The organism is Klebsiella sp. 141162 (assembly GCF_050600755.1).
Taxonomy (GTDB): domain Bacteria; phylum Pseudomonadota; class Gammaproteobacteria; order Enterobacterales; family Enterobacteriaceae; genus Klebsiella; species Klebsiella aerogenes.
Map to the genome: position 1 here is coordinate 28,026 of NZ_JAQIRI010000008.1, position 24,102 is coordinate 52,127.

The 24,102-nt window shown below is 48.0% G+C and carries 23 protein-coding genes; 7 read left to right on the forward strand and 16 right to left on the reverse strand.

The features are described from left to right. Positions 1-2: 2 nt before the first annotated feature. From PGR23_RS18990 to PGR23_RS19040, 11 genes are all read right to left on the reverse strand, one after another. Entirely contained in the window at positions 3-968 is a 966-nt protein-coding gene (locus PGR23_RS18990; protein WP_074165883.1) for an ATP-binding protein, read from the reverse strand. A gap of 1 nt (position 969) precedes the next feature. Beyond that, positions 970-2,190 (reverse strand): beta-ketoacyl synthase N-terminal-like domain-containing protein, encoded by a 1,221-nt coding sequence (locus tag PGR23_RS18995; protein WP_047078655.1) that lies wholly within the window; start codon positions 2,188-2,190, stop codon positions 970-972. A 4-nt stretch (positions 2,191-2,194) separates the two neighbouring features. Further along, positions 2,195-4,753 carry a beta-ketoacyl-[acyl-carrier-protein] synthase family protein gene (locus tag PGR23_RS19000; protein WP_072056480.1) on the reverse strand — a complete coding sequence of 853 codons (2,559 nt, stop codon included), beginning with the start codon at positions 4,751-4,753 and terminating at the stop codon, positions 2,195-2,197. Between the two features lie 71 nt (positions 4,754-4,824). Further along, positions 4,825-5,994, reverse strand: coding sequence for an aminomethyltransferase family protein (locus PGR23_RS19005; protein WP_047044485.1), 1,170 nt, complete (start codon positions 5,992-5,994; stop codon positions 4,825-4,827). A 29-nt stretch (positions 5,995-6,023) separates the two neighbouring features. Beyond that, a complete protein-coding gene (locus PGR23_RS19010; protein WP_045390881.1) occupies positions 6,024-6,305 on the reverse strand; it encodes a phosphopantetheine-binding protein in 282 nt (93 codons plus the stop codon). An 18-nt stretch (positions 6,306-6,323) separates the two neighbouring features. Next, complete coding sequence (locus PGR23_RS19015) at positions 6,324-6,872, reverse strand: 3-hydroxyacyl-ACP dehydratase FabZ family protein (RefSeq protein ID WP_047044488.1); 549 nt, start codon at positions 6,870-6,872, stop codon at positions 6,324-6,326. 3 nt (positions 6,873-6,875) lie between these two features. Beyond that, the gene (locus PGR23_RS19020; RefSeq protein ID WP_049059413.1) at positions 6,876-7,631 is read right to left on the reverse strand and encodes an SDR family oxidoreductase; all 756 of its coding nucleotides are present in this window, start codon (positions 7,629-7,631) and stop codon (positions 6,876-6,878) included. A gap of 18 nt (positions 7,632-7,649) precedes the next feature. Beyond that, a complete protein-coding gene (acpS, locus tag PGR23_RS19025) occupies positions 7,650-8,018 on the reverse strand; it encodes a holo-ACP synthase (RefSeq protein WP_088389819.1) in 369 nt (122 codons plus the stop codon). Positions 8,019-8,036: 18 nt separating this feature from the next. Next, positions 8,037-9,683: a ShlB/FhaC/HecB family hemolysin secretion/activation protein gene (locus PGR23_RS19030; protein ID WP_396279876.1), complete on the reverse strand. Its 1,647-nt coding sequence runs from the start codon at positions 9,681-9,683 to the stop codon at positions 8,037-8,039. Positions 9,684-9,741: 58 nt separating this feature from the next. Beyond that, entirely contained in the window at positions 9,742-12,402 is a 2,661-nt protein-coding gene (locus tag PGR23_RS19035; protein ID WP_396279877.1) for a filamentous hemagglutinin N-terminal domain-containing protein, read from the reverse strand. A gap of 774 nt (positions 12,403-13,176) precedes the next feature. Further along, positions 13,177-13,668 (reverse strand): YajQ family cyclic di-GMP-binding protein, encoded by a 492-nt coding sequence (locus PGR23_RS19040; protein WP_045390897.1) that lies wholly within the window; start codon positions 13,666-13,668, stop codon positions 13,177-13,179. A 137-nt stretch (positions 13,669-13,805) separates the two neighbouring features. Here PGR23_RS19040 and panE point away from each other — a divergent pair, with 137 nt between their 5' ends. Genes panE through PGR23_RS19055 form a run of 3 tightly spaced genes read left to right on the forward strand, consistent with a single transcriptional unit; the run spans position 13,806 to position 15,801 of the window. Continuing rightward, positions 13,806-14,717, forward strand: coding sequence for a 2-dehydropantoate 2-reductase (gene panE, locus PGR23_RS19045; protein ID WP_047044505.1), 912 nt, complete (start codon positions 13,806-13,808; stop codon positions 14,715-14,717). Then, positions 14,680-15,273, forward strand: a complete 594-nt coding sequence (gene yajL, locus PGR23_RS19050) for a protein deglycase YajL (RefSeq protein ID WP_047044507.1) — start codon at positions 14,680-14,682, stop codon at positions 15,271-15,273. The genes panE and yajL overlap by 38 nt, the downstream gene beginning before the upstream one ends. A 51-nt stretch (positions 15,274-15,324) precedes the next feature. Continuing rightward, on the forward strand, positions 15,325-15,801 hold the full coding sequence (locus PGR23_RS19055; protein WP_020079493.1) for an SRPBCC family protein: 477 nt from the start codon (positions 15,325-15,327) through the stop codon (positions 15,799-15,801). Between the two features lie 65 nt (positions 15,802-15,866). Here the strand turns inward: PGR23_RS19055 and thiI are convergent, their stop codons facing one another. Continuing rightward, positions 15,867-17,315: a tRNA uracil 4-sulfurtransferase ThiI gene (gene thiI / locus PGR23_RS19060; RefSeq protein WP_320482315.1), complete on the reverse strand. Its 1,449-nt coding sequence runs from the start codon at positions 17,313-17,315 to the stop codon at positions 15,867-15,869. A 234-nt stretch (positions 17,316-17,549) separates the two neighbouring features. On the opposite strand from thiI, the gene xseB reads away from it, so the two are divergent. Genes xseB through PGR23_RS19080 form a run of 4 tightly spaced genes read left to right on the forward strand, consistent with a single transcriptional unit; the run spans position 17,550 to position 21,607 of the window. Further along, positions 17,550-17,792, forward strand: coding sequence for an exodeoxyribonuclease VII small subunit (xseB, locus tag PGR23_RS19065; protein WP_045390907.1), 243 nt, complete (start codon positions 17,550-17,552; stop codon positions 17,790-17,792). After that, positions 17,793-18,692, forward strand: a complete 900-nt coding sequence (gene ispA, locus PGR23_RS19070) for a (2E,6E)-farnesyl diphosphate synthase (RefSeq protein WP_045390909.1) — start codon at positions 17,793-17,795, stop codon at positions 18,690-18,692. Positions 18,693-18,710: 18 nt separating this feature from the next. Further along, positions 18,711-20,573: a 1-deoxy-D-xylulose-5-phosphate synthase gene (dxs, locus tag PGR23_RS19075; protein ID WP_047068049.1), complete on the forward strand. Its 1,863-nt coding sequence runs from the start codon at positions 18,711-18,713 to the stop codon at positions 20,571-20,573. A 59-nt stretch (positions 20,574-20,632) separates the two neighbouring features. Beyond that, positions 20,633-21,607 (forward strand): aldo/keto reductase, encoded by a 975-nt coding sequence (locus PGR23_RS19080; RefSeq protein WP_047044517.1) that lies wholly within the window; start codon positions 20,633-20,635, stop codon positions 21,605-21,607. A 38-nt stretch (positions 21,608-21,645) separates the two neighbouring features. Here PGR23_RS19080 and pgpA read toward each other — a convergent pair whose 3' ends face one another. From pgpA to ribH, 4 genes are all read right to left on the reverse strand, one after another. Continuing rightward, positions 21,646-22,158: a phosphatidylglycerophosphatase A gene (gene pgpA / locus PGR23_RS19085; RefSeq protein ID WP_257393917.1), complete on the reverse strand. Its 513-nt coding sequence runs from the start codon at positions 22,156-22,158 to the stop codon at positions 21,646-21,648. Further along, positions 22,139-23,116, reverse strand: a complete 978-nt coding sequence (thiL, locus tag PGR23_RS19090; RefSeq protein ID WP_045390918.1) for a thiamine-phosphate kinase — start codon at positions 23,114-23,116, stop codon at positions 22,139-22,141. Before thiL ends, pgpA begins: the two co-directional genes overlap by 20 nt. Positions 23,117-23,189: 73 nt before the next feature. Beyond that, the gene (nusB, locus tag PGR23_RS19095) at positions 23,190-23,609 is read right to left on the reverse strand and encodes a transcription antitermination factor NusB (protein WP_015367993.1); all 420 of its coding nucleotides are present in this window, start codon (positions 23,607-23,609) and stop codon (positions 23,190-23,192) included. A gap of 20 nt (positions 23,610-23,629) precedes the next feature. Further along, positions 23,630-24,100 carry a 6,7-dimethyl-8-ribityllumazine synthase gene (gene ribH / locus PGR23_RS19100; RefSeq protein ID WP_001021161.1) on the reverse strand — a complete coding sequence of 157 codons (471 nt, stop codon included), beginning with the start codon at positions 24,098-24,100 and terminating at the stop codon, positions 23,630-23,632. Positions 24,101-24,102: the final 2 nt, after the last annotated feature.

Genomic DNA, 24,102 nt, shown 5'->3' on the forward strand with positions numbered 1-24,102 from the left:
TTCTATTCGTACCAGGTATCAAAATAAGCATAGCCACCGACTGCCCCAGGGATAACGGTTCGAAGACAGCCATTATGCAAAGCGTGGTGTGCAATGTATTGCCAGCTCAAAGCAGGGGTCATGCAGCCGCTACAACCATAACGAGTAATGAGATCGACTCCTTTGTTAGAAGGTGGTATTAATTTATTGATACCACCGGCATAGGCAACCAAGTCAATATCATTATTTTTTTCTGATTGTGATACAAACAAGCGGTCTACACCATTAGATATATATGGACCACAGTTCACTCTCATATGACTTTCTCTTCTACTGAATATAAAGCAGCCCACTCTTTCAATTGACACATTCACGCCAGGAACATGCTTATGATGCTTTTTCCTTTCGCCTTGGCTAAGACTTTCTGCGGTAAAAGCCAACAACGGCACCGCACGGTAACCTCCGCAGATAACGACAAAATCAAATACATCCCAAGCAAGATAATCCTGTGTCAATGCCATTGCCTGAAATAGAGCATAGTTTTCACCTCGTATTTTACAGGTCACGTTGTTGATAGAAAATTTCTTAATCAAATTCTTAGGTAAAGTATCAATAGTTGATAAGTTAAGGCTACTTATATTGTATTCAAAAACGCCTGACTCCCCCCATGAATCAATATAGATAAAGGCGGTTCGTGATTTCAGGAGTAGCATCCGTTCTTTTGCTGATAAGCTATGTAGAGCATCGTCCGACACTCTTTCCATGGCATTAATATAGGGTATATGATCTGGTCGCCTTGTGATTTCACGATTATATATTTCGGCACGTGTGCCAAAGCGTTTAAATCGCCAACCATTCGCTCCCGTTGCCTTGAGCGCGGTATTGAATGAATGCGACTCCCATACATTTAACCAGTTTGGATAATATAAATTAAACGGTTCTTCAGGTTCAAGAAATGAATATGAAGACAAATACATCTTACTATTCATATCAACCACAACTCTTATTCAAATTTGTCATTAATAACGCAACAACTGAACCATCGACGCCTAACCCGGTCTTCAGAAGATGGTTTTTTTCATGCTTCCTCACACCTCCTTCTACGGAGATATGGCAAGCGACATCATCTATGATTTCGTCATTGATAACAGGAAAAATCAATTCATTCGTGAGCAGTAAATGATAGCCAATAATTAGGTCTATCACCCCAGATCCCGTTGCGGTATAACCAACTTGTCCTTTATAGGCCAATACGGGAAGCGGGGTTTCACCAGCAAACATAGCGATCGCTTTTGCTTCAACTTTATCACTGGATGAGGTTCCATTACCGTGAGGGATGAATCCACAAAGGTCCTCTTTTCTCACCCCAGCGTCATTTAATAATGAATGAATCAACTTCAAAATGCTGGTGCTTTGCCAGGATGCATCATTACTTCGACTAGCATTAATTTGCTTATATGCCGAAGTAATACATACTCCCGGACTTTTTCCGCGCATCATTCGGTGTTGTTGACTTTCCAGTAACATAACGCTATAGCCTTCGGCAAAATGCACACCATTGCTGTTTACCCCGAAGGGCTGGACAATTTTACTGTCCAACATTCCCTGGCTTGCAAGGAATACAAGATCCTGATATTTAATTTTTGAAATATTAATAACAAGCCCGAGGTCAATACCTCCACTCTCTATTGCCCTGGTAACCAAATGAATAGCCGTCAATGATGAGTTACTTGTACAGTTCATATTTGGCGGCAAATATTGCAACTCATACTTTAGCCCCAGCGTATAAGAAACATTATCCTGCGACATATTTTTTACAGAAAGATTTTTAATTGAAGATGTTACCGAAACATCTTCCATATCATTGTAATTATAAAAATTCCTGTAATCCATAACATCAACACGAGGGCCTATTCCGGTAATATATACTCTAACTCTGTTGCCTTTCAGGCTGTCATTACTAAGACCAGCCTGTAGTAAGGCGTCATCAATGAGTTTGTACACCAGTTCAAAAGCGCTATCGTTTTCTCGTTGTAGTTTCGCAATGAATATATTCTCTGCAAATCCACATTCTCTAGCCTGGTTATCTGATATAAACCATGGCGACAAATGTACCCGTTTTCCTTGCTGCAGATTTCGAATTAACAGCGAACTATTCTCAGCATATGGCAAGGATACACTGAATCCAGAAATAATAGCTCTCCCGCTCACCTTGTTATCCTTTAATCACGATAGCGTAATAATTCCCGCCTTCTGTAGCGCCAATTAAAAGAGCGTATTTGATAGCTATTTCTCGTGTTTTCTTTACAAAGTTAATTCTTGCGTCGGAAAAGTTTTGTGTATATGGAATAGCAGGAACCGATTGTCTTTGAATACAATCAAGAATCACCGCCAGGTTTAAAAGCCCTGCAGACGAAGCAACAAAGCCAAAAAATGCGTTATAATTCACCACTGGAACATGTGGATTATGGCTATGGAATGAATCATAGATTGCATTAATTTCTATGATTGAGCTAACTTCGCTGCCACTACTAGTTCCACACACTAAATCAATCTCTTTTGCGGTAATACCCGCATCGGCAAGCGCGCGAGCGATCGCCAGCGACATTGCGGTAGATTTTTCCTCAATCTGCGTCGCATCAAAGTAGGAATTACTGCATGACTTACCATAACCTGCAATTTCTCCCAATATTTCAGCGCCACGGGTAGCTGCTGCACGCGCGTCTTCCAATAACAGCATACAGGCCCCTTCACCAGGAACATATCCATGTTCCTCTTTGGCATATACCTGATAATCAGCGACATTTGACGTCATATGAATCTTGTTGGTCACCGCATCCATATACAGGGACATCGATGGAAAATATTCATCAGCCCCACCAACAATGACCTGTGGCTGTAGTTGCTGGCGAACAATTTCATAGCCATAAGTCAATGCGCCAAGCGCGGCGTTTTCACCGGTCGCTAACGTAGTCGTATATCCCTTTATACCTTCCGAAATCCCACAAAATGTCGTCATCGAGTTCATCAGCGAACCAGGAAACTCTGAAGTACGTACTTTGCGCGGATCGGGCTTTAAACTTTGTAAATACTTGTAGGTAGTTTCTTGCGGTCCACGGGCCATCCCCAGAACCATGCCCAGCTCCTCTCCATCACGTTTAATCTTGCGTTTCGCCCTATTCAGCGCTTCTGAAAGTGCAATCAGCGCAAACGTACCGCCGCGCGTTGCTTTGCGTGGGTCATAGCGGCGTAAATGTTTACGTGGTTCGAGGCCTTTCACCTGGTAAGTTTTAAAGTGCTTTTCTGACTCCGGCTGTCGGTAGGCCGCTTCTCGATATTCTTCGCCAAATATTTCCGCAAACTGATTAGTTTTTTCTACAACATCCAACAGCGCTTTAGCCTCTTCAAGCGTATCATCAGGAAATACTACGCCGCTCAACTCCAGCGACCTGGCATCTTCATGGATATAGCGAAGAATTTCATTAAGCGTATGTCCAATAGCCGATACGGCACCTATCCCAGTTATAACAACACGTTTGGCATCATAGGCGGTAAGAGGAACTGAACATGGTTTGGTACTGACAATCATGCAGCAATTATTACCGCCGAATGCGTAGTTATTCTTCATAAAGATATTGATATCTTTGTGTCGAAACTCATTCGCCACGTAGTCCAGATCGCAGTTAGGGCGCGGCTGCGAAAAATTCAACGTTGGCAGAACATGCTTCTGCGGAAGGGTAACTAAACAAGCGATGAGCTCGACAATACCGGCGGCGCCAATATTGTGGCCAAAATACGATTTAGTAGAACTGATCAATATATTTTCGGCGCCAGAGAAAACTTTCTTCATCGCCAGAGTTTCTATTTGGTCATTAGCCTGCGTTCCCGTACCATGCGCATTAACGTAATCAATTTGCTCAGGTTTGATACCTGCATTCGCCATGGCTTTCTGCATGACCTGCACTGCGCCGCTAGCTCGCGGGTCGGGCCCCGTTTCATGGTATGCATCACACGAGGTGGCGTACGAGAGAATTTCGCCGAGAATCGTCGCACCACGCGCGACCGCATGCTCATACTCTTCCAGGACTATTGCCCCTGCGCCTTCGCCAATAGACATACCTGAATGCCCCGAAAATGGCGAACACGATTGCGGGTGCATAACGTTCAGGGCATAAAAACCGGCAAAGGTGGGTAAATAAATAGGTTCTGTTCCAATAGCCAGCATAGCCTTGCTTTTGCCGTTTTGGATGTAATCAAAAGCCATACCGACGGCGTTCGGGCTTGCCGTACAAGCCGTTGCAACGAGTTCCACGCCTCCTTTCAGGCCTAATAACGTAGATGCGCTGGAACAACACGATGAAAAGCTGCCTGAAAAAAGAGCCTTCCGTAACGAAAAGTCCTGAATATGCTGCTCAAATAACGGAAGGAATGCTTCAGTGCCTGCAGAAGAAACGCCTACAATCAGCCCCATCTGTTCCAGGCACTCCCGATGGGTTGCCAGTTCTGCCTGCTCTAGTGCTTCCTTACCAACTTTGTAGGCCCAAAGTGCAGCATTATCTAGCGATGAGACAACCTCTTTCGATAATTCGGGACAATGAATTTGATGCAGCATTTCAGCCGCACGGGCGTTCGCAAACCATTTAGAGAAACGCGCACTATCAGTGATGCCATTTTTTTTCTCCAGCAGCGCTTGCCTGAAGTCTGCGATGTTGTCAGCCAGAGACGACAAAATCCCCATACCGGTAATAACCACTCTTTTTCTACTAGTTTTCATAATGTTATGCTTTATCCCGATTGTTATTATCTACCGACCGATGCTGGATATAATATTGTCATCGCTAAACGTTATACCGTGGCAAACGCGCTCTTTGCTTTCGAAGCATCAACAAAGCTATGCGTTGTGGGATTAACCAACAAACTCAAGTTATAAATAAAGGGTAAGTTCTGTGTTTTCGCAGCGATTTCACCATTTGCGGTTTTAAGGCTAAAACCTGAAATATCGGCTAACGCATAACATTCATCAATAAGGGCCAACGCAATCCATGCTTGCCTGGCCGGCGAATATGTTGCATTAATAATAACCCCTACCTGTTGTCCATTAACCATCACAAGATCATCTGAATCGATCTGACAACATTCATCGCATGGAGAGATCCCAATAAGCTTACGTTGTGCGCCATTTCGCGATAACTCCACGACTGCACTCTTACCAATAAAGTCCTCTTTATCATACTGGATAGCCCACTGCATTTGCAGTTCCACCGGATTTGTGGAATAGCGAGGGTAAATACTTTCATCCCATCCTGTATTTTCAATTCTCACCAGACGTTGATATTCTAAGCCACCGGTTTTCAGCGAATATCTGGCGCCTATTTCTTGTAACTTCATCCACATGGTGACAAGCGTTGCTTGTGCACCAATCAATTGATATGCGAATTCGCCATGTTTCCCACAACGAAAAACCATAAGTCCATCATTGGTATTCATATATTCATAATAAGGTAGGCCAATGATATCAAAACCATAAACCTCTGCCATTACTTCCCAGGCATAAGGCCCTTCCAGCATAATGACGCCCCAGTCATCCTCTCCCATCGATTTTATTTCTGGAATCTCCTGAATATCTAAATCATCCGCCTTAACAAGGATTTCATTCAGGATATTTATAACTTCTTGTGCAGTCAGATTCTCTGATAGAATATAATAGCCTTCAGCGGCGCACAGAACATAAGCATCACCGCGGATAGTTCCATCAGCGTTAAGCAGCAAAGAGTAAATACCCTGTTCATCACGGATGATCGATACATCAGCAGATACCAAATAGTTTACAAGCGCCCATGCATCCTCCCCCATCACACTGGTAATGGACATATGAGAATAATCTACCAGCAAGACATTTTCACGCACAGCTTTATACTCTTCATAAATATCATGATATGAAGAAGGTACGCATTGGTGATTATAGATACCCATAACCGCATTGTTTTTAAAATGGAGATCAGAAAGTAACTTCATAAAATACCCTTCAATATAACCTTATCAATTCAGGATGTTTTTTTCTTTAGAATGAAAGATGCCAGATTATTTATGCTTCGCATATAGGCTGGATCATCGCCTTCTGAGACCTGGATGTTGAAGGTTTTATCAAGCATAACGATAATCTCCGTTGCATCGACAGAGTCAAGTTTCAAGCCATTGCCAAACAAGGGCGTATCATCATCTATTTGATGAGCCTCACGCTGGACATTCAGGCGTTGAATAATTTCGTTTTTAATCGTGATGATTATTTTTTTTCTTTCATCAATTTCATCATGGATGTTTGTCACACCGAACTCCTTGGATAATTAAATGATTTCTCTAAAGTTAATAATGACGCCCTGGCTAATAATTTTCTTGCCAACATTAGCTGTAACTAAATAATGTTTAAACCCACTATCATCAGAAAATGACAGCTTGCTTACCACTTCAATCGTATCTCCCGGGTAAGCCGTTTCTTTAAATTTCAAATTCTGTGATGCTAACACTCCACGCACCGCAGCACGCCTTGCATGTATTATGCTCAACATATCCGGATGCTTGATATAAGCATGTATATCACGCAATGACCTAAGTTCTTTACCCGAGTGTTGTTGATAAATATCACAGATATCAGTGAGAAAAGAATAATACTCGCTTGCCTGGCCAAATATCTCAGAAATGATCGCTCCTGGCATAATGGGATCTTCCGGAAAATGTCCAAGCAGATAAGGATCATTATAAGTTACATGTTTTATAACTTTGATGAAGCCATTCTCTCCGTATTTAAAATCGACTATTTTATCTACCATGAGTAAAGGTTGACGCCAGCCGCCCATAGCAAGAAAAATTTTTGGTGGTATTGAATACTTAGACATATATCACCGCATTACCATGCCACCATCGACGACGATGGTTTGCCCTATGACATAGCTAGATGCTGAAGAACTTAAATAAACAATAACGTTGGCCACCTCGTCACATTTTCCGAGTCGTTTTAATGGAATTGAGTTAGTCACTTCACGAACAACTGTACGTGGAACCTTCTTCGCCATTTTAGATTCAATCATCCCCGGCGCGACCGCGTTAACGCGTACTCCCCGCGGCGCCAGCTCAGCGGCAAGTGTCCTGGTAAAACTTAATATTGCACCTTTTGATGCGCTATAGTTTGCCTGGCCAACGCTTGGTACAAGAGCTGCCACCGATGCGACATTAATAACAACTGGATTTTCCGCTGAACGTAATAGCATTAATGCTTCCTTCGTTAACCGGAACAAGCTAAGTAAATTAATGCTAATGACAGAATAAAAATCATCAAAGGTCATTGATGCAAAGAGGCTATCCTTAACAATCCCCGTATTATTCACCAGCACGTCCAGTCTTCCGGCTTCGACAGTCAAGCGCTCACACAACGCAGTCACTTCTTTCTGGCTTGTGAGATCGCATGGCAAAATATTAAGTAAGTTGCCATTAGCATGGTTTCCTTTCAGAGCAATCAAAGGCTCGACATTTGATTTATACAACGCATATACCGTGCATTTTTGCTCAAGAAATTTCTCGCAAATTGCAAGACCTATGTCGCCGCTGGCACCAGTAATCAGCACCTTTTTACTTACAAGATCGCTATACCTATACATTTTACATGAATGCCTTTATTAATAGATTATGGTTGCGGCTATCGCATATGTCCGGCAGTGTGAAATACTCAATGATATATTCATAATTTGTTGATTATTTAGAATCTCCTTAACACTCCCTGACAATATGAATTCAGGTTTTCCATATTCATCATGAACGACCTCAATGTCATGGAAACGGATCCCGTGACTAAATCCATACCCTATGGCTTTTACCAGAGACTCCTTAGCAGCCCAAAATCCTGATGCCCTCTCATAATTAGGGCAAGGAAAATCAATATCTTTGATCTCATTATCCGTAAATACTCGATGAAGAAATCCTGACTTATCATTGGCAATGGCTTTTTCTATTCTTGCCACTTCAACAATATCTGTACCAATACGCATTGCACATCCCCCAATGAATTAAATCTGGTACGCAAAGTTGAAATTTAATTTATATTCATCGACATCCAAATTATTAGGATAGATAAAAGGGGCTGATACCGAAGCATCATATTCCAGAGCTCTGACAGCCCCTTTGACCCCCAAAATACCACCCATTATTTTTTTGCCACTAAGGTTCTGTGAAGGTAACTTACCAATTATTTGACCGTAATCTGCACCGATATAGGGTATGAGACCTTTATAACCCGTCACAGCATTTAGCGTGTTCTGTAAAAAGAAACCTTTATTGCCATAGATCCCATCACTATTTTGAAAACCACGCACACTCCAACGATCGCCTATCGTGAACTGATCCTGTAACGTCAAATTATCCGGTGAATACTGGGCGCCAAAATTAAGTTCATAATAGGCGTTAACTGGCAACATTGTTAACCATTTCACGTAATTCACATTAAGGTTCACAATTTGACTTTCTTTACTAACAGTGCCAGTGCGCATATCAGGTGTATCGGTACCGCCAAACGCCTTGGTAAACCGCTGCCAGGTTACCGTGGAGTCCAGTGCTGCCCCGGTAAAGTTTCTCTTATAATTTACGCCTAACCGTACATTACCCATATCACGCTTTTGCAATACCAGTTCTGTCCCACCCAATGTGTAGTAATACTTACGTCTGATCAGTTCAGCGCTTGCAGACAATTTTGAGTTCACATTGCGGTATAGCATTCTATTGCCTTTAAGACTGAAGTATTCTGTCTTGCCAATATAGTCAAAAGTATATGCACCAATATCGATGCCTTGATGGGATTTACTTTTACTATAATAGAGACTAAGATCATAATAACCGAATGGCACACTATAATAAGTACTCACGTTCTTATAGCCACCCGTTTGGCTACCTGTCCCTGCAAGATAAAAAAGGTCACTCAAGCCTGTGACATTATATAAATAACTTGTTCCACCGATAAGTTCACTACCAGTACTCTGATCGCCGAAGTTATTATAGGAAGCCCTTAAGCTCCATTTTTTTTTGCGCTGCGTATTTATTACTACTTTGCTCGAACCATTTTCGGAACCTGGCAGAATGTTGATCTTTACATCCACCTCAGGGGTTCTCTGTATGTTTTCCAGGCCTTGTTCTAGATCTCGGATGTTCAGAATATCGCCAACTGAAAAAGGTAAAATCCACTTGCTTATATCATTTCCAGCAACAACGATCTCTGAAATTCTTCCAGGCACAACCGTCAGTTTTAATTTTTTCGTTGATAAATCCTGAGTTGGAATTTCAACTCTGGTAGTAATATACCCTGCGTTTATATAATAATCCTGGAACAGCACCGCAGCCTTTTTGAGCCCATTCATTCCGAGACATTGACCAACTACCTGATTTTCTATTTTCTTTAATTCATTATTATCTAAAAAATCATCACTAAGAATCAATTCATTGATCTGAAAACAAGGTGTTTCTTGCGGGAATGTGCTATCAGTATATTTCTTTGTTGTGGCATCAGAATACACATCTTTCTGCTCTATTTTTCTGTCTTGTAAGGACGCATTATCGTTACTTTGCTGTTCTTTTATAAGACGACCTAACTGAACATCAGCAGCAGCCACAGGAAGCGCAACCAAAAAAAGAGAAGTAATAATTAATGTATGTCGAATATCCATTTCATATCCTGATAATGTGAAAGCAGTAATCCCTTACTGCTTTCACCTGCTACCTGATTTATTTACCGACCACGGTACCAAAAATGTTTACAATATTAGCAGTAGTCTGAAATCCTTGCGCACCACCTAATACAGCCCAAAAACCAGTATTGACTATTTTTTTGGCATTGATAACAGCTTTACCATTGGTATACAGATTACCGTAATTATAAATGTTATTACTTGCCGTGACGTTCAATTCGCTGTCAGCAACTAAGTTAGCCCAGTTAGAGATATTTTTAGCGGTGACGTTAGTTGTTTTGGCCGAAATGTTCGCGCCAAGGTTATTGGTCAGGTCATTTGCTGTAGAAATATTAAGCGTATTTCCAGCAGCAATATCACTGTTATTAGTAATGGTTTTCCCCGTCAGGTTCAAATCACCATCAGCACTAAATGCATGGTTATTAGTCAGATAACCAGAAGCATTTACCGTCATATTACCTTTGGCGTTCACCCAGCCGGTATTATTATAATCTCCATTGATATTAATCAATACGTCGCTATCAGAAGAGATGATACCGGTAGCCGTGTTTTTTGCGATAGAGCCACTTGCTTTGGACGATAATCCACTGGCATCAATCTTCATGTTGCCTGAACTGTAGATTGTTGCATAATCAGCGGCAATTCTCTTCGCTGCAATCGTCATTTTCCCGGAATTCGCAACAATCTGCCCTTTGTTACTGGCAAGATCGCCAGTCAGGTTAATATTTACATCACCGGTTTGCGCAATGATACGACCGGATTCGTTATTCAGGCTTTTCGCCGTAATATCAACACCCTCACCACCAATTAAACCACCTTGTTGGTTTCCATAACCGAAATATTGACCAACATAGAAACCGAACTTGTCGCTATCGGTGCTGGTGATTTTGCCTGCCGCATTAAGCGCTAGTTTTTGATCAGCAACCATCATAGTATATTTAGCATCGATATCAGCTCCGGAATCGATACTGATATTTTTAGCTTTAATGACTGAACTGTCTGTGCTCACGGTGTTGGCTTTGATAGTAACATCACCGTTTACTGAAGTTATCACCCCCAAGCGGCTGTAGTAATTATCGAGATCGATATTTACACCATCTCCTCCGTTAATACCGGATTGGCTGGTATTGATGTCGCGACCAGTAATTGAAACAGTCTTACTGCTTTCAATTTTACCCATATAGTTATCAATATCACTGGTGGTTTGGATGCTCACATCACCATCTGAGGCAATTTCGCCAGCCCAGTTGAATAAGTAGTCAGCAGCAATCTCGATGCCATTACCTGAGACGATACCCAAGGATTCACCGCCCGTGGTATCGGCCGATTTGTTGTCGTTGTTTTTAACTGCTTTCGTTGTCGTTAATTTTACAGCACCAGCACTGGAACGGATCAAACCAGTTACGTTTTCAATGTTTCCAGTACTTTCAACTTCGACATTGCCCGTTGAATCAATAGTGCCACCATTATTGGTTAACGATGTATTTTTCAGGCCAACATAGCCAGCATGAATCTGACCGTTGTTATTATTAAAATCACCTGATTCTATTGCAACGACACCCGCCTCAATACCCGCCGTTTTAGCTTTTCCGGTATTGGTAAAAGTATTACCACTGGTATTGACAGCCAGCGTTTGTCCGGCAGCCAGTTTACCATTACTATTATCGAATTTACCGCTGGTAATATAGTTATTCGTGGTTGCTAAAATATTTCCACCGTTGATATTACTAACATTATTACCCGAAGTATCAATAGCGATCATTTTATCGCTATTGATTTTCCCTGCGCTATTTTCTAAAACACCGTTGGTGTTCAGGGTGATATCGCCACTAGACTGGATAGCTGCATTTTTATTAACTAACTTCCCATTGCTGGTAAGCTTTATACCGCTATCGCCGCCTGCAATCGTTCCCTGATTTCGCACACCAACCCCAGTTTCAGTACTGACGAGGTTAATCTTATTCGCGTACATTCCGCCTAACTTAGATACATCCACGCCATAGCTGCTAGCATTGCCAGTAGCAGTCACGGCACCCGTCACCACCCCCTCAGTATTAAGGGCATTATTGCCAGCGACGACATTAAGTTCACTCGCAGAAAGAGCGCCATTCACCACGATACTGCGCGCGAGGATTTCGGTCGGCGAGTCGCTCTGAAATCCACTTACCGTAATCGTTCCGCCATTAACCGAATAGCCATTTAGCAGCCCATCATCACCGATCTTTGGCGTGCCAGTCGTCAATGTCCCTTTTTCAGCGTTGATGAATCCGCCTCCCTGAGTCGTAATGCCATTAGGGTTGGCAATGATTAAGTGAGCGGAATCACCTGCAACTTCCATCATGCCATTAATGGTACTGGCATTTGTTGAAGTTACTTCGTTAAGAATAACCATTGCGCTGCCATCCGTAAGGTTCGGGTTGGCCGCAATCTGCCCTGCCAGCACGGACTGTGCTGCGCTTGTTGCGTTATTAAAAATAACGCCCTCGGCACCAACATTCAGCGTGTCATATACGTTATGCGAAAGGCCATTGCTGTTCGCTTTGGCGATATTAACAACCGGCACGCCATTGGAAGCTTCAGTAACGCTGCCATTTTTAATAGAAATTTCCGCCTGCGCCATTACGGGCATCAGCAGTAATAATGACGCTGCAATCGGGTTTAATTTCACTGACCTTTTTTTGTTTTCGTGGTATTTCATATGAACCTTTCTAAGATAGTATTGATTGAGTGCAGCCAGAAGGAATAATCTGCGCTAATGCAGCAATATTCACCCTGACTATTTTAAGTACGCATCATGCATACAAAATCCCTGTGAAAAGCACGTAAACTCATCAAATGTTATATGCAGTTCTATTCAATAAATTATTTTTAAATATATTAAAAATGTATTTTTGCGCTCGCCTACGCCGAATGCATATACCTACATGGAACAAAGAAAATTGATTCAATTCATACAAAATATGAGACATCCCCTGTCCACGCATCGAGCGTAACGACTCGTTTCAACGCTGTTAGTTCATCAGTTCTCATCTCGCCTGCTAAACCAATTCAAAATTTTTTTAGCGATGCGTAATAAATAATGGCACACACAACGCCGTATCCTTACTCCGTTACAGTTTCACCGATTAAAATAATGAACAAAAAGTGAATTCGTTCCGTGCATAATCAACTTTCCTTATTTCATGATTGAGATCAACGCTGTATGCCCCTCTTCTTCCGGGGTTTATTCACTCTCATGTTTTATCATGTAAGTATGAATTCATCGTTTTGAGGTTCAATTTGAGAAATTAATTAGCAAAACTAATCTGGCGTTGGTCATGAAAAAATATGCTGAATACTTTTTGAAGGATTACAAAGCAGGACGGAAGGGATCAGTAATGAAATCTAGATTTGCCGGAGAGCGGCTTAAGCCTTCTCCGGCATCGACATCAGCGCAATGCCCGAATGGCGTTGCGCCATCGGGCTTTGCGTGTTAATCGCGGAAGTTTTTGAACTGGAATGGCTGGCCGAGATCGCCGCTACGCACCAACGCCATTACCGACTGCAAATCGTCACGGGATTTACCTGTGACACGAATTTCTTCGCCCTGAATCTGCGTTTGTACTTTTAGCTTGCTGTCTTTAATCAATTTAACGATTTTCTTCTGTATTGCGCTCTCAATGCCCTGTTTCAGCTTAGCTTCGACAAACCAGGTTTTCCCGCTATGTACAAAGGTTTCTGGTACGTCGAGCGAACTTCCCTCAATGCCGCGCTTGAGCAGCTTCGCGCGTAAAATATCTAATAACTGATTGACCTGGAAATCAGACTCACTCAGCACCTTGATGGTTTTACTGGTTTCATTCAGCTCAAAGGTGGCTTCAACATTACGAAAATCAAATCGTGACTCGACTTCGCGGCTTGCGTTTTCGACCGCATTACGCGCTTCCTGAAGATCGACTTCAGAGACAATATCGAAAGATGGCATCTTTTCCTCTCCTTCCGTTTCTTTTGCGTTGCATAATACCCACAACGCGGCATAACTCAACTTGTTATCCCGGAAGCTTAGCTGATAACGCTATACTTTAGCTACAAGCGCCTGGGAGTCGCAGGTGAGGAGGAATAATGAAAGTAACCGTACTGGGATGCGGTGCACTGGGACAACTGTGGTTAACCGCGCTGTGTAAAAACGGACATGAGGTCCAGGGCTGGTTACGCGTCCCGCAACCATTTTGTAGCGTTAATCTCATTGAGACTGACGGTAGCACCTTTAACGAATCAATGACCGCTAACGATCCTGATTTTCTCGCCTCCAGCGATTTGCTACTGGTGACGTTAAAAGCATGGCAGGTTTCGCAGGCGGTGAAAAATCTGGCCGCTATATTACCGGCTTCGGCGCCTATTTTGCTTATTCATAACGGCATGGGCACCCTGAATGAATTAAAAAACATTAAGCAACCACTGCTGCTGGCGTCCACCACCCACGCCGCCCGACGCGATGGCAATGTCATCATTCACGTCGCCCAGGGAACCACTCATATCGGCCCTGCTAAAAGCTATAGCGAAGATTACAGCGACCTCGCCGACATCCTACAAAACGTACTACCGGATGTCGCCTGGCACGACAATATCCACCCGGCGTTGTGGAGTAAGCTGGCCGTCAACTGCGTGATTAACCCCCTGACCGCGCTGAAAGATTGCAGAAATGGCGATCTGCGTGATTTTCCGCATGAAATCAATGTTATCTGTCAGGAAGTCGCCGCAGTAATGCAACGTGAAGGCATTCATACGTCGGCAGAAAACCTGTTATTGTATGTGAATCAGGTCATTGAAAGTACTGCAGATAATATTTCATCGATGTTGCAGGACATCCGCGCGCAGCGGCATACGGAAATCGACTATATCACCGGTTTTCTGCTTAATCGCGCCCGGGCCCACGGTCTGTCAGTGCCGGAAAATGCCCGTTTATTTGAACAGGTAAAGCGAAAGGAGAATATTTATGAGCGCGTCGGCACTGATTTGCCTCGCCCCTGGTAGCGAAGAGACCGAAGCGGTCACCACTATCGATTTATTAGCGCGCGGCGGTGTGAAAGTGACCAACGCCAGCGTCGCCAGTGATGGCAATCTAACGATTGTCTGCTCAAGAGGCGTGAAGCTCCTCGCGGATGCGCCGCTGGTCGAAGTCGCCGATGGCGATTTTGATATCATCGTTTTGCCTGGCGGAATTAAAGGCGCCGAGTGCTTCCGCGACAGCCCTTTGCTGGTAGAAACCGTAAGACAATTTCATTTATCCGGGCGCATCGTGGCGGCAATCTGTGCCGCGCCAGCGACCGTTCTGGTGCCACATAATCTGTTCCCTATCGGCAACATGACCGGTTTCCCGGCGCTAAAAGAGCATATCCCCGCCGAACAGTGGCAGGATAAACGTGTCGTCTGGGATCCCAGGGTTAATTTGTTGACCAGCCAGGGGCCTGGAACATCTATTGATTTCGCCCTCAAAATGATTGACCTGCTGGTCGGGCGCGAAAAAGCGTATGAAGTGGCTTCGCAGTTGGTCATGGCTGCTGGCATCTATAATTACTACGAATCCTGATAGCCGGTCCGCGCAGCGGACTGGCCCCCCTGTATCTTGAGGAGCCGTAGCATGTCCCGTAGCGCAACCGATTCTCGTGACCTCGTCATTAGCCGCTGGCTCAGCGCGCCCACTTCAGCTCTCTGGCGCGCGTGGTCCGATCCGGCATTACTCAAAACCTGGTGGTGCCCTAAGCCGTGGTATACCGACGTTCTGGCCTTTGATTTGCGTCCAGGCGGGGCTTTTCACACCGTGATGCACGGCCCTGACGGTGAACGTAGCGATAACCCCGGCTGCTTTCTTGAAGTCATTCCGCAGCAAAAATTAGTCATGACCTCAATGCTAACCGAGAACTTTCGGCCGGCCGTTACCCCTTTTGCTATGACGGCTATTATTACCTTTGCGGATGAAAACGACGGCTGTCGCTATACGGCTACGGTACTGCATGCAGATGATGAAACCCGCGAGCAGCATGAAAAGATGGGATTTTTTGAGGGATGGAATATCGTTATCGATCAGTTGAATGCGCTGGCGATGACGCTACGCTGATACGCCAGCCAATAGATGTAAAAAAGCCTTCCCTAAGGGAAGGCTTTTTCATAAGTACAAGCGAATTACGGACGATACACTTTCACGTTAGTAAAGCCCTGCTCGCGCAGGTATAGCGCCTGCAGACGGCTCATCACGCCGCGTTCACACCACAACAGCCAGGTTTTGCTTTGATCGAGGTTGCCAAATTGGGTGCTCAGTTTATAGAACGGCAGCGAAACAACATCGACGCCTTCCACTTTTAATGGCTTGTCATCCTGCTCATCGATAGAACGAATATCGAGAATCACGTCATTGGCGCTGAAGCCGCTGACGGTTTCCACTTCCACCACGTCCTGCTGCGTTTGCTGGGCGATATCGCGAATATCGATGTTATTCGCTTCCTCAACCACTTTATCCAGAATGCTGAAGTCGAAGTTCTCTTCTTCCGCTTCGATCTTCGCTTTCACCGCTTTTACGGTTGGGCTCTTCGAGATAACGCCGCAGTATTCCGGCATGGTGCGGGCAAAATCTTCCGTGCCGATTTCACGCGCAAGATTGATGATGTGTTCTTTATCATGCGAAATCAGCGGACGCAGGATCAGCGTGTCGGAGACATTATCGATAAGACGCAGGTTGGTCAGCGTCTGGCTGGAGACCTGGCCCAGCGCTTCGCCGGTCACCAGCGCCTGCACGCCATAACGCTCAGCGACTTTCGATGCCGCACGCACCATCATACGTTTGAGCACCACCCCCATCTGACCATCATCGACTTTTTCAAGAATTTCGCCAACGACCGGCTCAAAATTGATTGCCACAAAGCGAACGCGATGGGAGCTGCCGAAGCGGTTCCACAGATAGTGCGCCACCTGACGAACGCCGATTTCATGCGCGGCGCCGCCGAGGTTGAAGAAGCAGTAGTGTACGCGGCAGCCGCGGCGCATCAGCATATAGCTTGAAACCCCGGAGTCGAAACCGCCGGAGATGAGCGACAGCACATCTTCCTGAGTACCAATGGGGAAGCCGCCAATACCTTCATAGCGCCCTTTCACCAGCAACAGGCGATCGTTTTCGATCTCGAGGTTAACCGTCACGTCCGGGTCGGTGAGCTTCACGCGCGCCGATTCGATATGCTGGTTCAGGCCGCCGCCAACGTAGCGCTCAACCTCAATTGAGGTGAATTCATGTTTACCACGGCGCTTCACACGCACGCAGAAGCTTTTGCCTTCGAGCTGATCGCGCCACAGCGGTAATGTCTGCTCAAAAATGTTGTGCAGCGAAGTGAAAGGTACATCTTCCACTTCCAGAATATGGTGAATGCCCGGGATACGGGTCAGCGCGTCGCGAATAGCCGGACGCTGATTTTCGTCTTTCGCGCGAACTTCGATATGATCCCAATGACGAACGACGGCGAGCGTCTCATCATAGTTTTTGAGAACGTTACGAATGTTCCCGGTTAAAATTTTAATAAAGCGCAACCGCACAGATTGGCTTTTGATGGTGATTTCCGGGAACAATTTAATGATAAACTTCATGGCGACAATAGTTCGTTGGCAAGCCCGACGGGGCTTTAAGCAAAAAAGTTGTACAGGCGCAATACAGCGTCTGCATCCAGGGCGCGGAGTATACCATCATTGTTCGCTTTTCGCCTGGCATTGCGCATTTTCGCAAAAATGTATCCGTAGGGTGAATGCCGCGAGTTTGCTTAACCGCCCGACTCCGTTACCATACTGATAGCCATCGAGACATAACAAGAGTCTATATTCACTATGCCAAAGAAAAATGAGGCCCCGGCCAGCTTTGAGAGCGCTTTAGGCGAACTCGAGCAGATCGTTAATCGTCTGGAAAGCGGCGCACTACCGCTGGAAGAAGCGCTCAGCGAATTTGAACGCGGGGTGCAGCTCGCGCGCCAGGGCCAGACGAAACTGCAACAGGCCGAGCAGCGTGTCCAAATCCTGCTGGCTGATAGCGAAGATGCGCCGTTGACTCCCTTTACGCCGGACGCTGAATAAATGGACTTCCCGCAACAATTACAGGCCTGTGTCACCCAGGCCAATGACGCGCTGCGCCGTTTTATCTCCCCGCAGCCGTTTCAGAACACTCCGCTGGTTGAAGCCATGCACTATGGCGCATTATTAGGCGGTAAACGGCTGCGCCCTTTCCTGGTTTACGCCACCGGCGAGATGTTCGGCGTTAGCCGTTCCACGCTGGATGCCCCAGCCGCCGCCGTCGAATGCATTCATGCCTACTCGCTGATGCATGACGATCTGCCGGCGATGGACGACGACGATCTGCGCCGCGGTCAACCCACGTGCCACATCAAGTTTGGCGAAGCGAACGCTATTCTTGCCGGTGACGCCCTGCAAACGCTGGCATTTTCTATACTGAGTGATACGCCAATGCCGGAAGTGCCGGATCGCGACCGTCTGGCGATGGTTTCCGAACTGGCCCAGGCCAGCGGCGTCGCCGGAATGTGTGGCGGTCAGGCGCTGGATCTCGAGGCGGAAGGCAAACAGGTCGATCTACAGACGCTGGAGCGAATTCACCGTCACAAGACCGGAGCGCTTATCCGCGCGGCGGTTCGTCTTGGCGCGCTGAGCGCCGGCGAGCGTGGCCGTCAGGCACTGCCGGCGCTCGATCGCTTTGCGGAGAATATCGGTCTCGCCTTCCAGGTGCAGGATGACATTCTTGATGTGGTAGGTGATACTGCGACTCTTGGCAAACGTCAGGGTGCCGACCAACAGTTAGGCAAAAGTACCTATCCGGCGCTTTTGGGTCTTGAGCAAGCCCAGCAGAAAGCACGCGATCTGGTTGCCGATGCCCGCCAGGCGCTAGATGAACTGGCTGTGCAATCGCTGGATACCACGGCACTGGAAGCGCTCGCGAATTACATTATTCAGCGCGATAAATAAACAATAAATGAGTCTCTGATGAGTTTTGATATTGCCAAATACCCAACCCTGGCGCTGGTAGATTCCACCCAGGAGTTGCGCCTGCTGCCGAAAGATAGCCTGCCTAAGCTCTGCGATGAGCTGCGCCGCTATCTTCTGGACAGCGTGAGCCGCTCAAGCGGCCATTTTGCCTCTGGCCTTGGCACGGTTGAACTGACCGTGGCGCTGCACTATGTCTACAATACGCCGTTCGACCGCTTAATCTGGGACGTCGGTCATCAGGCCTACCCGCACAAAATTCTCACCGGTCGTCGCGACAAAATCGGCACTATCCGGCAGAAAGGCGGGCTGCATCCGTTCCCATGGCGTGGCGAAAGCGAATATGACGTACTGAGCGTCGGTCACTCCTCCACCTCTATCTCCGCCGGGATCGGCGTCGCTATTGCCGCCGAAAAAGAAGGCAAACAGCGACGTACCGTTTGCGTCATTGGCGATGGCGCTATTACCGCCGGGATGGCATTTGAGGCGATGAACCACGCGGGCGATATCAAACCAGACATGCTGGTCGTGCTGAACGACAATGAAATGTCGATCTCAGAGAATGTCGGCGCGTTGAACAACCATCTGGCGCAGCTGCTCTCCGGCAAGCTGTATTCCTCGCTGCGTGAAGGTGGCAAAAAAGTCTTCTCCGGCGTACCGCCGATTAAAGAACTGCTTAAACGTACCGAAGAGCATATTAAAGGTATGGTGGTGCCCGGCACGCTGTTCGAAGAGATGGGCTTTAACTATATCGGCCCGGTAGATGGCCACGATGTGCTGGGTCTGGTTAATACGCTGAAGAATATGCGCGACCTGAAAGGACCGCAGTTCCTGCACATCATGACCAAAAAAGGCCGTGGATATGAACCGGCCGAAAAAGACCCCATCACCTTCCATGCGGTACCAAAATTCGATCACACCAGCGGCGTGCTGCCAAAAAGCAGCGGCGGCCTGCCAACATATTCTAAAGTCTTTGGCGACTGGCTGTGCGAAACCGCGGCGAAGGATGACAAACTGATGGCCGTCACCCCGGCGATGCGTGAAGGTTCGGGCATGGTCGAGTTCTCGAAGAAATTCCCCGATCAATATTTTGATGTCGCCATTGCCGAACAGCACGCAGTCACCTTTGCCGCCGGGATGGCGATTGGCGGCTATAAGCCGATCGTGGCGATCTACTCAACCTTCCTGCAGCGCGCTTACGATCAGGTGATCCATGACGTCGCCATTCAAAAGCTGCCGGTGCTGTTTGCAATCGATCGTGCGGGCATCGTCGGCGCCGACGGTCAGACACACCAGGGAGCGTTCGATCTCTCCTTCCTGCGCTGCATTCCGGAAATGGTGATCATGACCCCGAGCGACGAAAATGAATGTCGCCAGATGCTCTACACCGGTTATCACTATAACGACGGCCCTAGCGCGGTACGCTATCCGCGCGGTACCGGAACCGGCGCCGCGCTTGAGCCGCTGGCGTCGCTGCCGATCGGAAAAGGTGTGGTGAAACGTAACGGCCAGAAGCTGGCAATCCTTAACTTCGGGACATTATTGCCGGAAGCCGCGCAGGTTGCGGAAAAACTCAATGCGACGCTGGTCGATATGCGTTTTGTGAAACCGCTTGATGACGCGCTAATCCTGCAGCTTGCCGCCGATCACGATGTGCTGGTCACCCTTGAAGAGAACGCCATCATGGGCGGTGCAGGCAGCGGCGTAAACGAGCTTTTGATGGCCCACCGTCGCCCGGTACCGGTGCTGAACATCGGCCTGCCGGACTTCTTTATCCCACAGGGGACTCAGGAAGAAGTTCGCGCCGATCTCGGCCTGGATGCCGCCGGTATCGAAGCCAAAATCCGCGACTGGTTGGCATAATTGCCCATACCGCTCCTGCTATGCTTAAAGGATACCTTTTAAAGTAGCAGGAGCGTCTTATGCACTACATCCCTCTTGGCGATACCCATCTTCGCGTTTCCCGACTCTGTCTCGGCTGTATGACCTTTGGCGAACCTGACCGCGGCAATCACGCCTGGACGCTCCCTGAAGAGAGCAGCCGTCCGCTGATTAAACGTGCGCTGGAAGGCGGAATTAACTTCTTTGATACCTCGAACAACTATTCCGATGGCAGCAGCGAAGAGATACTTGGCCGCGCGCTGCGGGAGTACGCTCGCCGCGATTCGGTGATCGTCGCCACCAAAGTTTATCACCAGGTCGGCGATCTGCCGCAGGGACTATCACGCTCGCAAATCATGCGATCCATTGACGATAGCCTGCGCCGTCTGGGAATGGACTATGTCGACCTGTTGCAGATCCACCGCTGGGATTACGCCACGCCCATCGAAGAGACGCTGGAGGCGCTCAGCGATGTCGTACGCGCCGGGAAAGCGCGCTATATCGGCGCATCATCAATGCATGCCCGCCAGTTCGCCCAGGCGCTCGCCCTGCAGGAACAGAACAATTGGGCGCGCTTCGTCACCATGCAGGATCACTACAATCTGATTTATCGCGAAGAAGAAAACGAGATGCTGCCGCTATGCCAGCGCAAAGGGATTGCGGTCATGCCGTGGAGCCCGTTGGCGCGCGGCCGACTAACACGACCATGGGGAGAAACGACCGCACGCCTCGTCTCCGATGAGTTCGGTAAATCGCTGTATAGCGCCACCGACGCCAATGATGAGCAGATAGCACAGAAGCTGGAGGAAGTGGCTGAGGAGTTAGACGCCAACCGCGCGCAGGTGGCGCTGGCCTGGCTCTTAAGCAAGCCCGGCGTGGCAGCGCCGATTATTGGCGCCTCGCGGCAGGAACAGTTGGATGAGCTCCTTCATGCCGTCGATTTAACCCTGACGCCAGAACAGATCGACAAGCTGGAGGCGCCCTATCGGCCCCATCCAATCGTCGGCTTCAAATAACGCCGCAATTTAGACCCCGGCCGCGCCGGGGTGCAGATTTAGAGTAGACCTATCGGCCAGTGGTGGCCAATCAGATACAGTACGCCGGCGGAGATCACCCCGGCGACGATATCGTCGACCATAATCCCCATTCCGCCATGAATGTTGCGATCGAACCAGCGGATTGGCCATGGCTTCCACATATCGAAGATACGGAAAATAACGAAGCCGGCGGCCACCCACTGCCAGTCCATCGTCGGTAGCGCCATCAGGGTGATCCACATCCCGACAAACTCATCCCAAACGATGCTGCCGTGATCATGGGTGCCCATATCTTTAGCCGTACGGTGGCAAAGATAGACGCCAATACAGATGCTCATCATCACCACCAGCGAATAGAGCTGCCAGGGGAGAAAGGTCATCAGATACCAGAACGGAATCGCCGCCAGCGACCCCATGGTTCCCGGAACCACCGGGCTCAGCCCGCTACCGAACCCGGTCGCCAGCAGGTGCCAGGGATTGCGCATATTGAGGCGGCTTTTCGCCTCGTCTCTACTGCGTGCCAAAATGATCGTACCCCTTTAAATCCAATTTAATCGGCTTACCCTCACGGATAAACTGCAGTCCATCTGCTTCCGCCACGATCTGGCCGATACAGGTAAAACGCGCGCCTAGCTGACCAATCGCGACATCCAACGCCCCGCGGTTCAGCTCAGGTACGGTAAAGCACAGCTCATAATCTTCGCCGCCGGCGAGCGCCCAGCGCAGCGCCTGCTCAGGATCGACCTGGCGCAGCATAGCATCGGAGTACGGCATCGCATCGAGATCGATACGCGCGCCGCAGGCGCTGGCCTTCAGGATATGACCAAGGTCTGAGATCAGACCGTCAGAAAGATCGATCGCTGAATTGGCCAGGTCGCGCAGCGCCTGCCCCTGCAGCACGCGGGGCATCGGACGCAAATGGCGCGCCAGCAGGTAATCGGCATCCGCTGGCGAATCGACCGTTAACCGGTCCTGTAAAAGCGCCAGCCCGGCGGCGCTGTCGCCCGGCGTGCCGGTGACATAAATCCAGTCGCCAGGCTTGGCCCCGGAACGCTTCATCGCGCGACCCGGCGGCACAAAGCCGTGGATACCCAGCGTCATCGACAGCGGCCCTCGGGTGGTGTCGCCGCCGATTAGCTGCATATCATAATAGTTAAGCTGGACAAACAGACTGTCGCTAAAGGCTTCAAGCCACGCTTCGTCTGCTTCCGGCAAGGTGAGCGCCAGCGTTAACCACGCCGGTTCCGCGCCCATCGCCGCCAAATCGCTCAGGTTCACCGCCAGCGCTTTATACGCCAGGTCGGCAGGGTCGATGTCGGCTAAAAAGTGGTTGCCCGCCACCAGGGTGTCGGTGCTGATTGCCAGCGTTTTTTTCTCGGGGATATTCAGGAGCGCGCAGTCATCGCCGATGCCGGTTTCAACATCAAGGCGGGCGCTTTTAACGCGATCAAAATAACGGGCAATCAGGGAAAATTCGCCGCATGCCATACGTTATGCCTCAGCAAAGAAAAGAATAAGGCCGGGTTCGCAGGATCAGATCCTGCAAAGCCCGGCCTGCAGTTTACTTTTTGCGGGGACGGATTACCGGGGCCGCTTTATCCAGCACGCCGTTGACAAACTTGTGGCTATCTTCAGCGCCGAAGGTTTTCGCCAGCTCGATAGCTTCGTTGATAGCCACTTTGTACGGCACGTCGTCACGCTTCGACAGCTCAAACAGCGCGATACGCAGTACCGCTTTTTCTACCTGACCCAGCTCTTCCAGCTGGCGCGACAGGTATGGCTTCATCAGACCGTCGAGATACGCGCTGTTAGTCGCCACTCCGGACAGCAGTTCGCGGAAATACAGAACGTCGACATCTTTTACATCCTGTTCCGCCAGGAACTGGTATTCAACATCAGCGATGTCGTTCTGGGACAACTGCCAGGAGTAGAGCGCCTGGACGGCACACTCACGGGCGCGGCGACGAGCAGCAGGTTTCACGGAATTCCCCTTACAAAAAATCAGGCCTTGATGGCTTTCAATACGTTAATCATTTCCAGCGCGGTCAGCGCGGCTTCTGCGCCTTTGTTACCGGCTTTGGTGCCAGCGCGTTCGATGGCTTGTTCAATACTTTCAGTAGTCAGAACACCGAAGGCTACCGGGATTTCACTGTCCTGAGCGACGTGCGCCAGGCCATTGCTTGCACCGCCAGCCACATATTCAAAGTGGGCGGTACCGCCGCGAATCACCGTACCCAGCGCGATCACCGCGTCATATTTACCGGTTTTTGCCAGTGCGCCAGCCGCCAGCGGCAGCTCATACGCGCCTGGAACCCAAACAACGGTGATGTTTTCATCTTTTACCTGACCAATGCGCTTGAGGGCGTCAATCGCGCCTTCCAGCAGGCTGTCATTGATAAAGTTGTTGAAACGCGCAATGGTGATGGCGACGCGAGCGTCCGGGGTAGCAACGTTAGCTTCAATAATGTTCATAC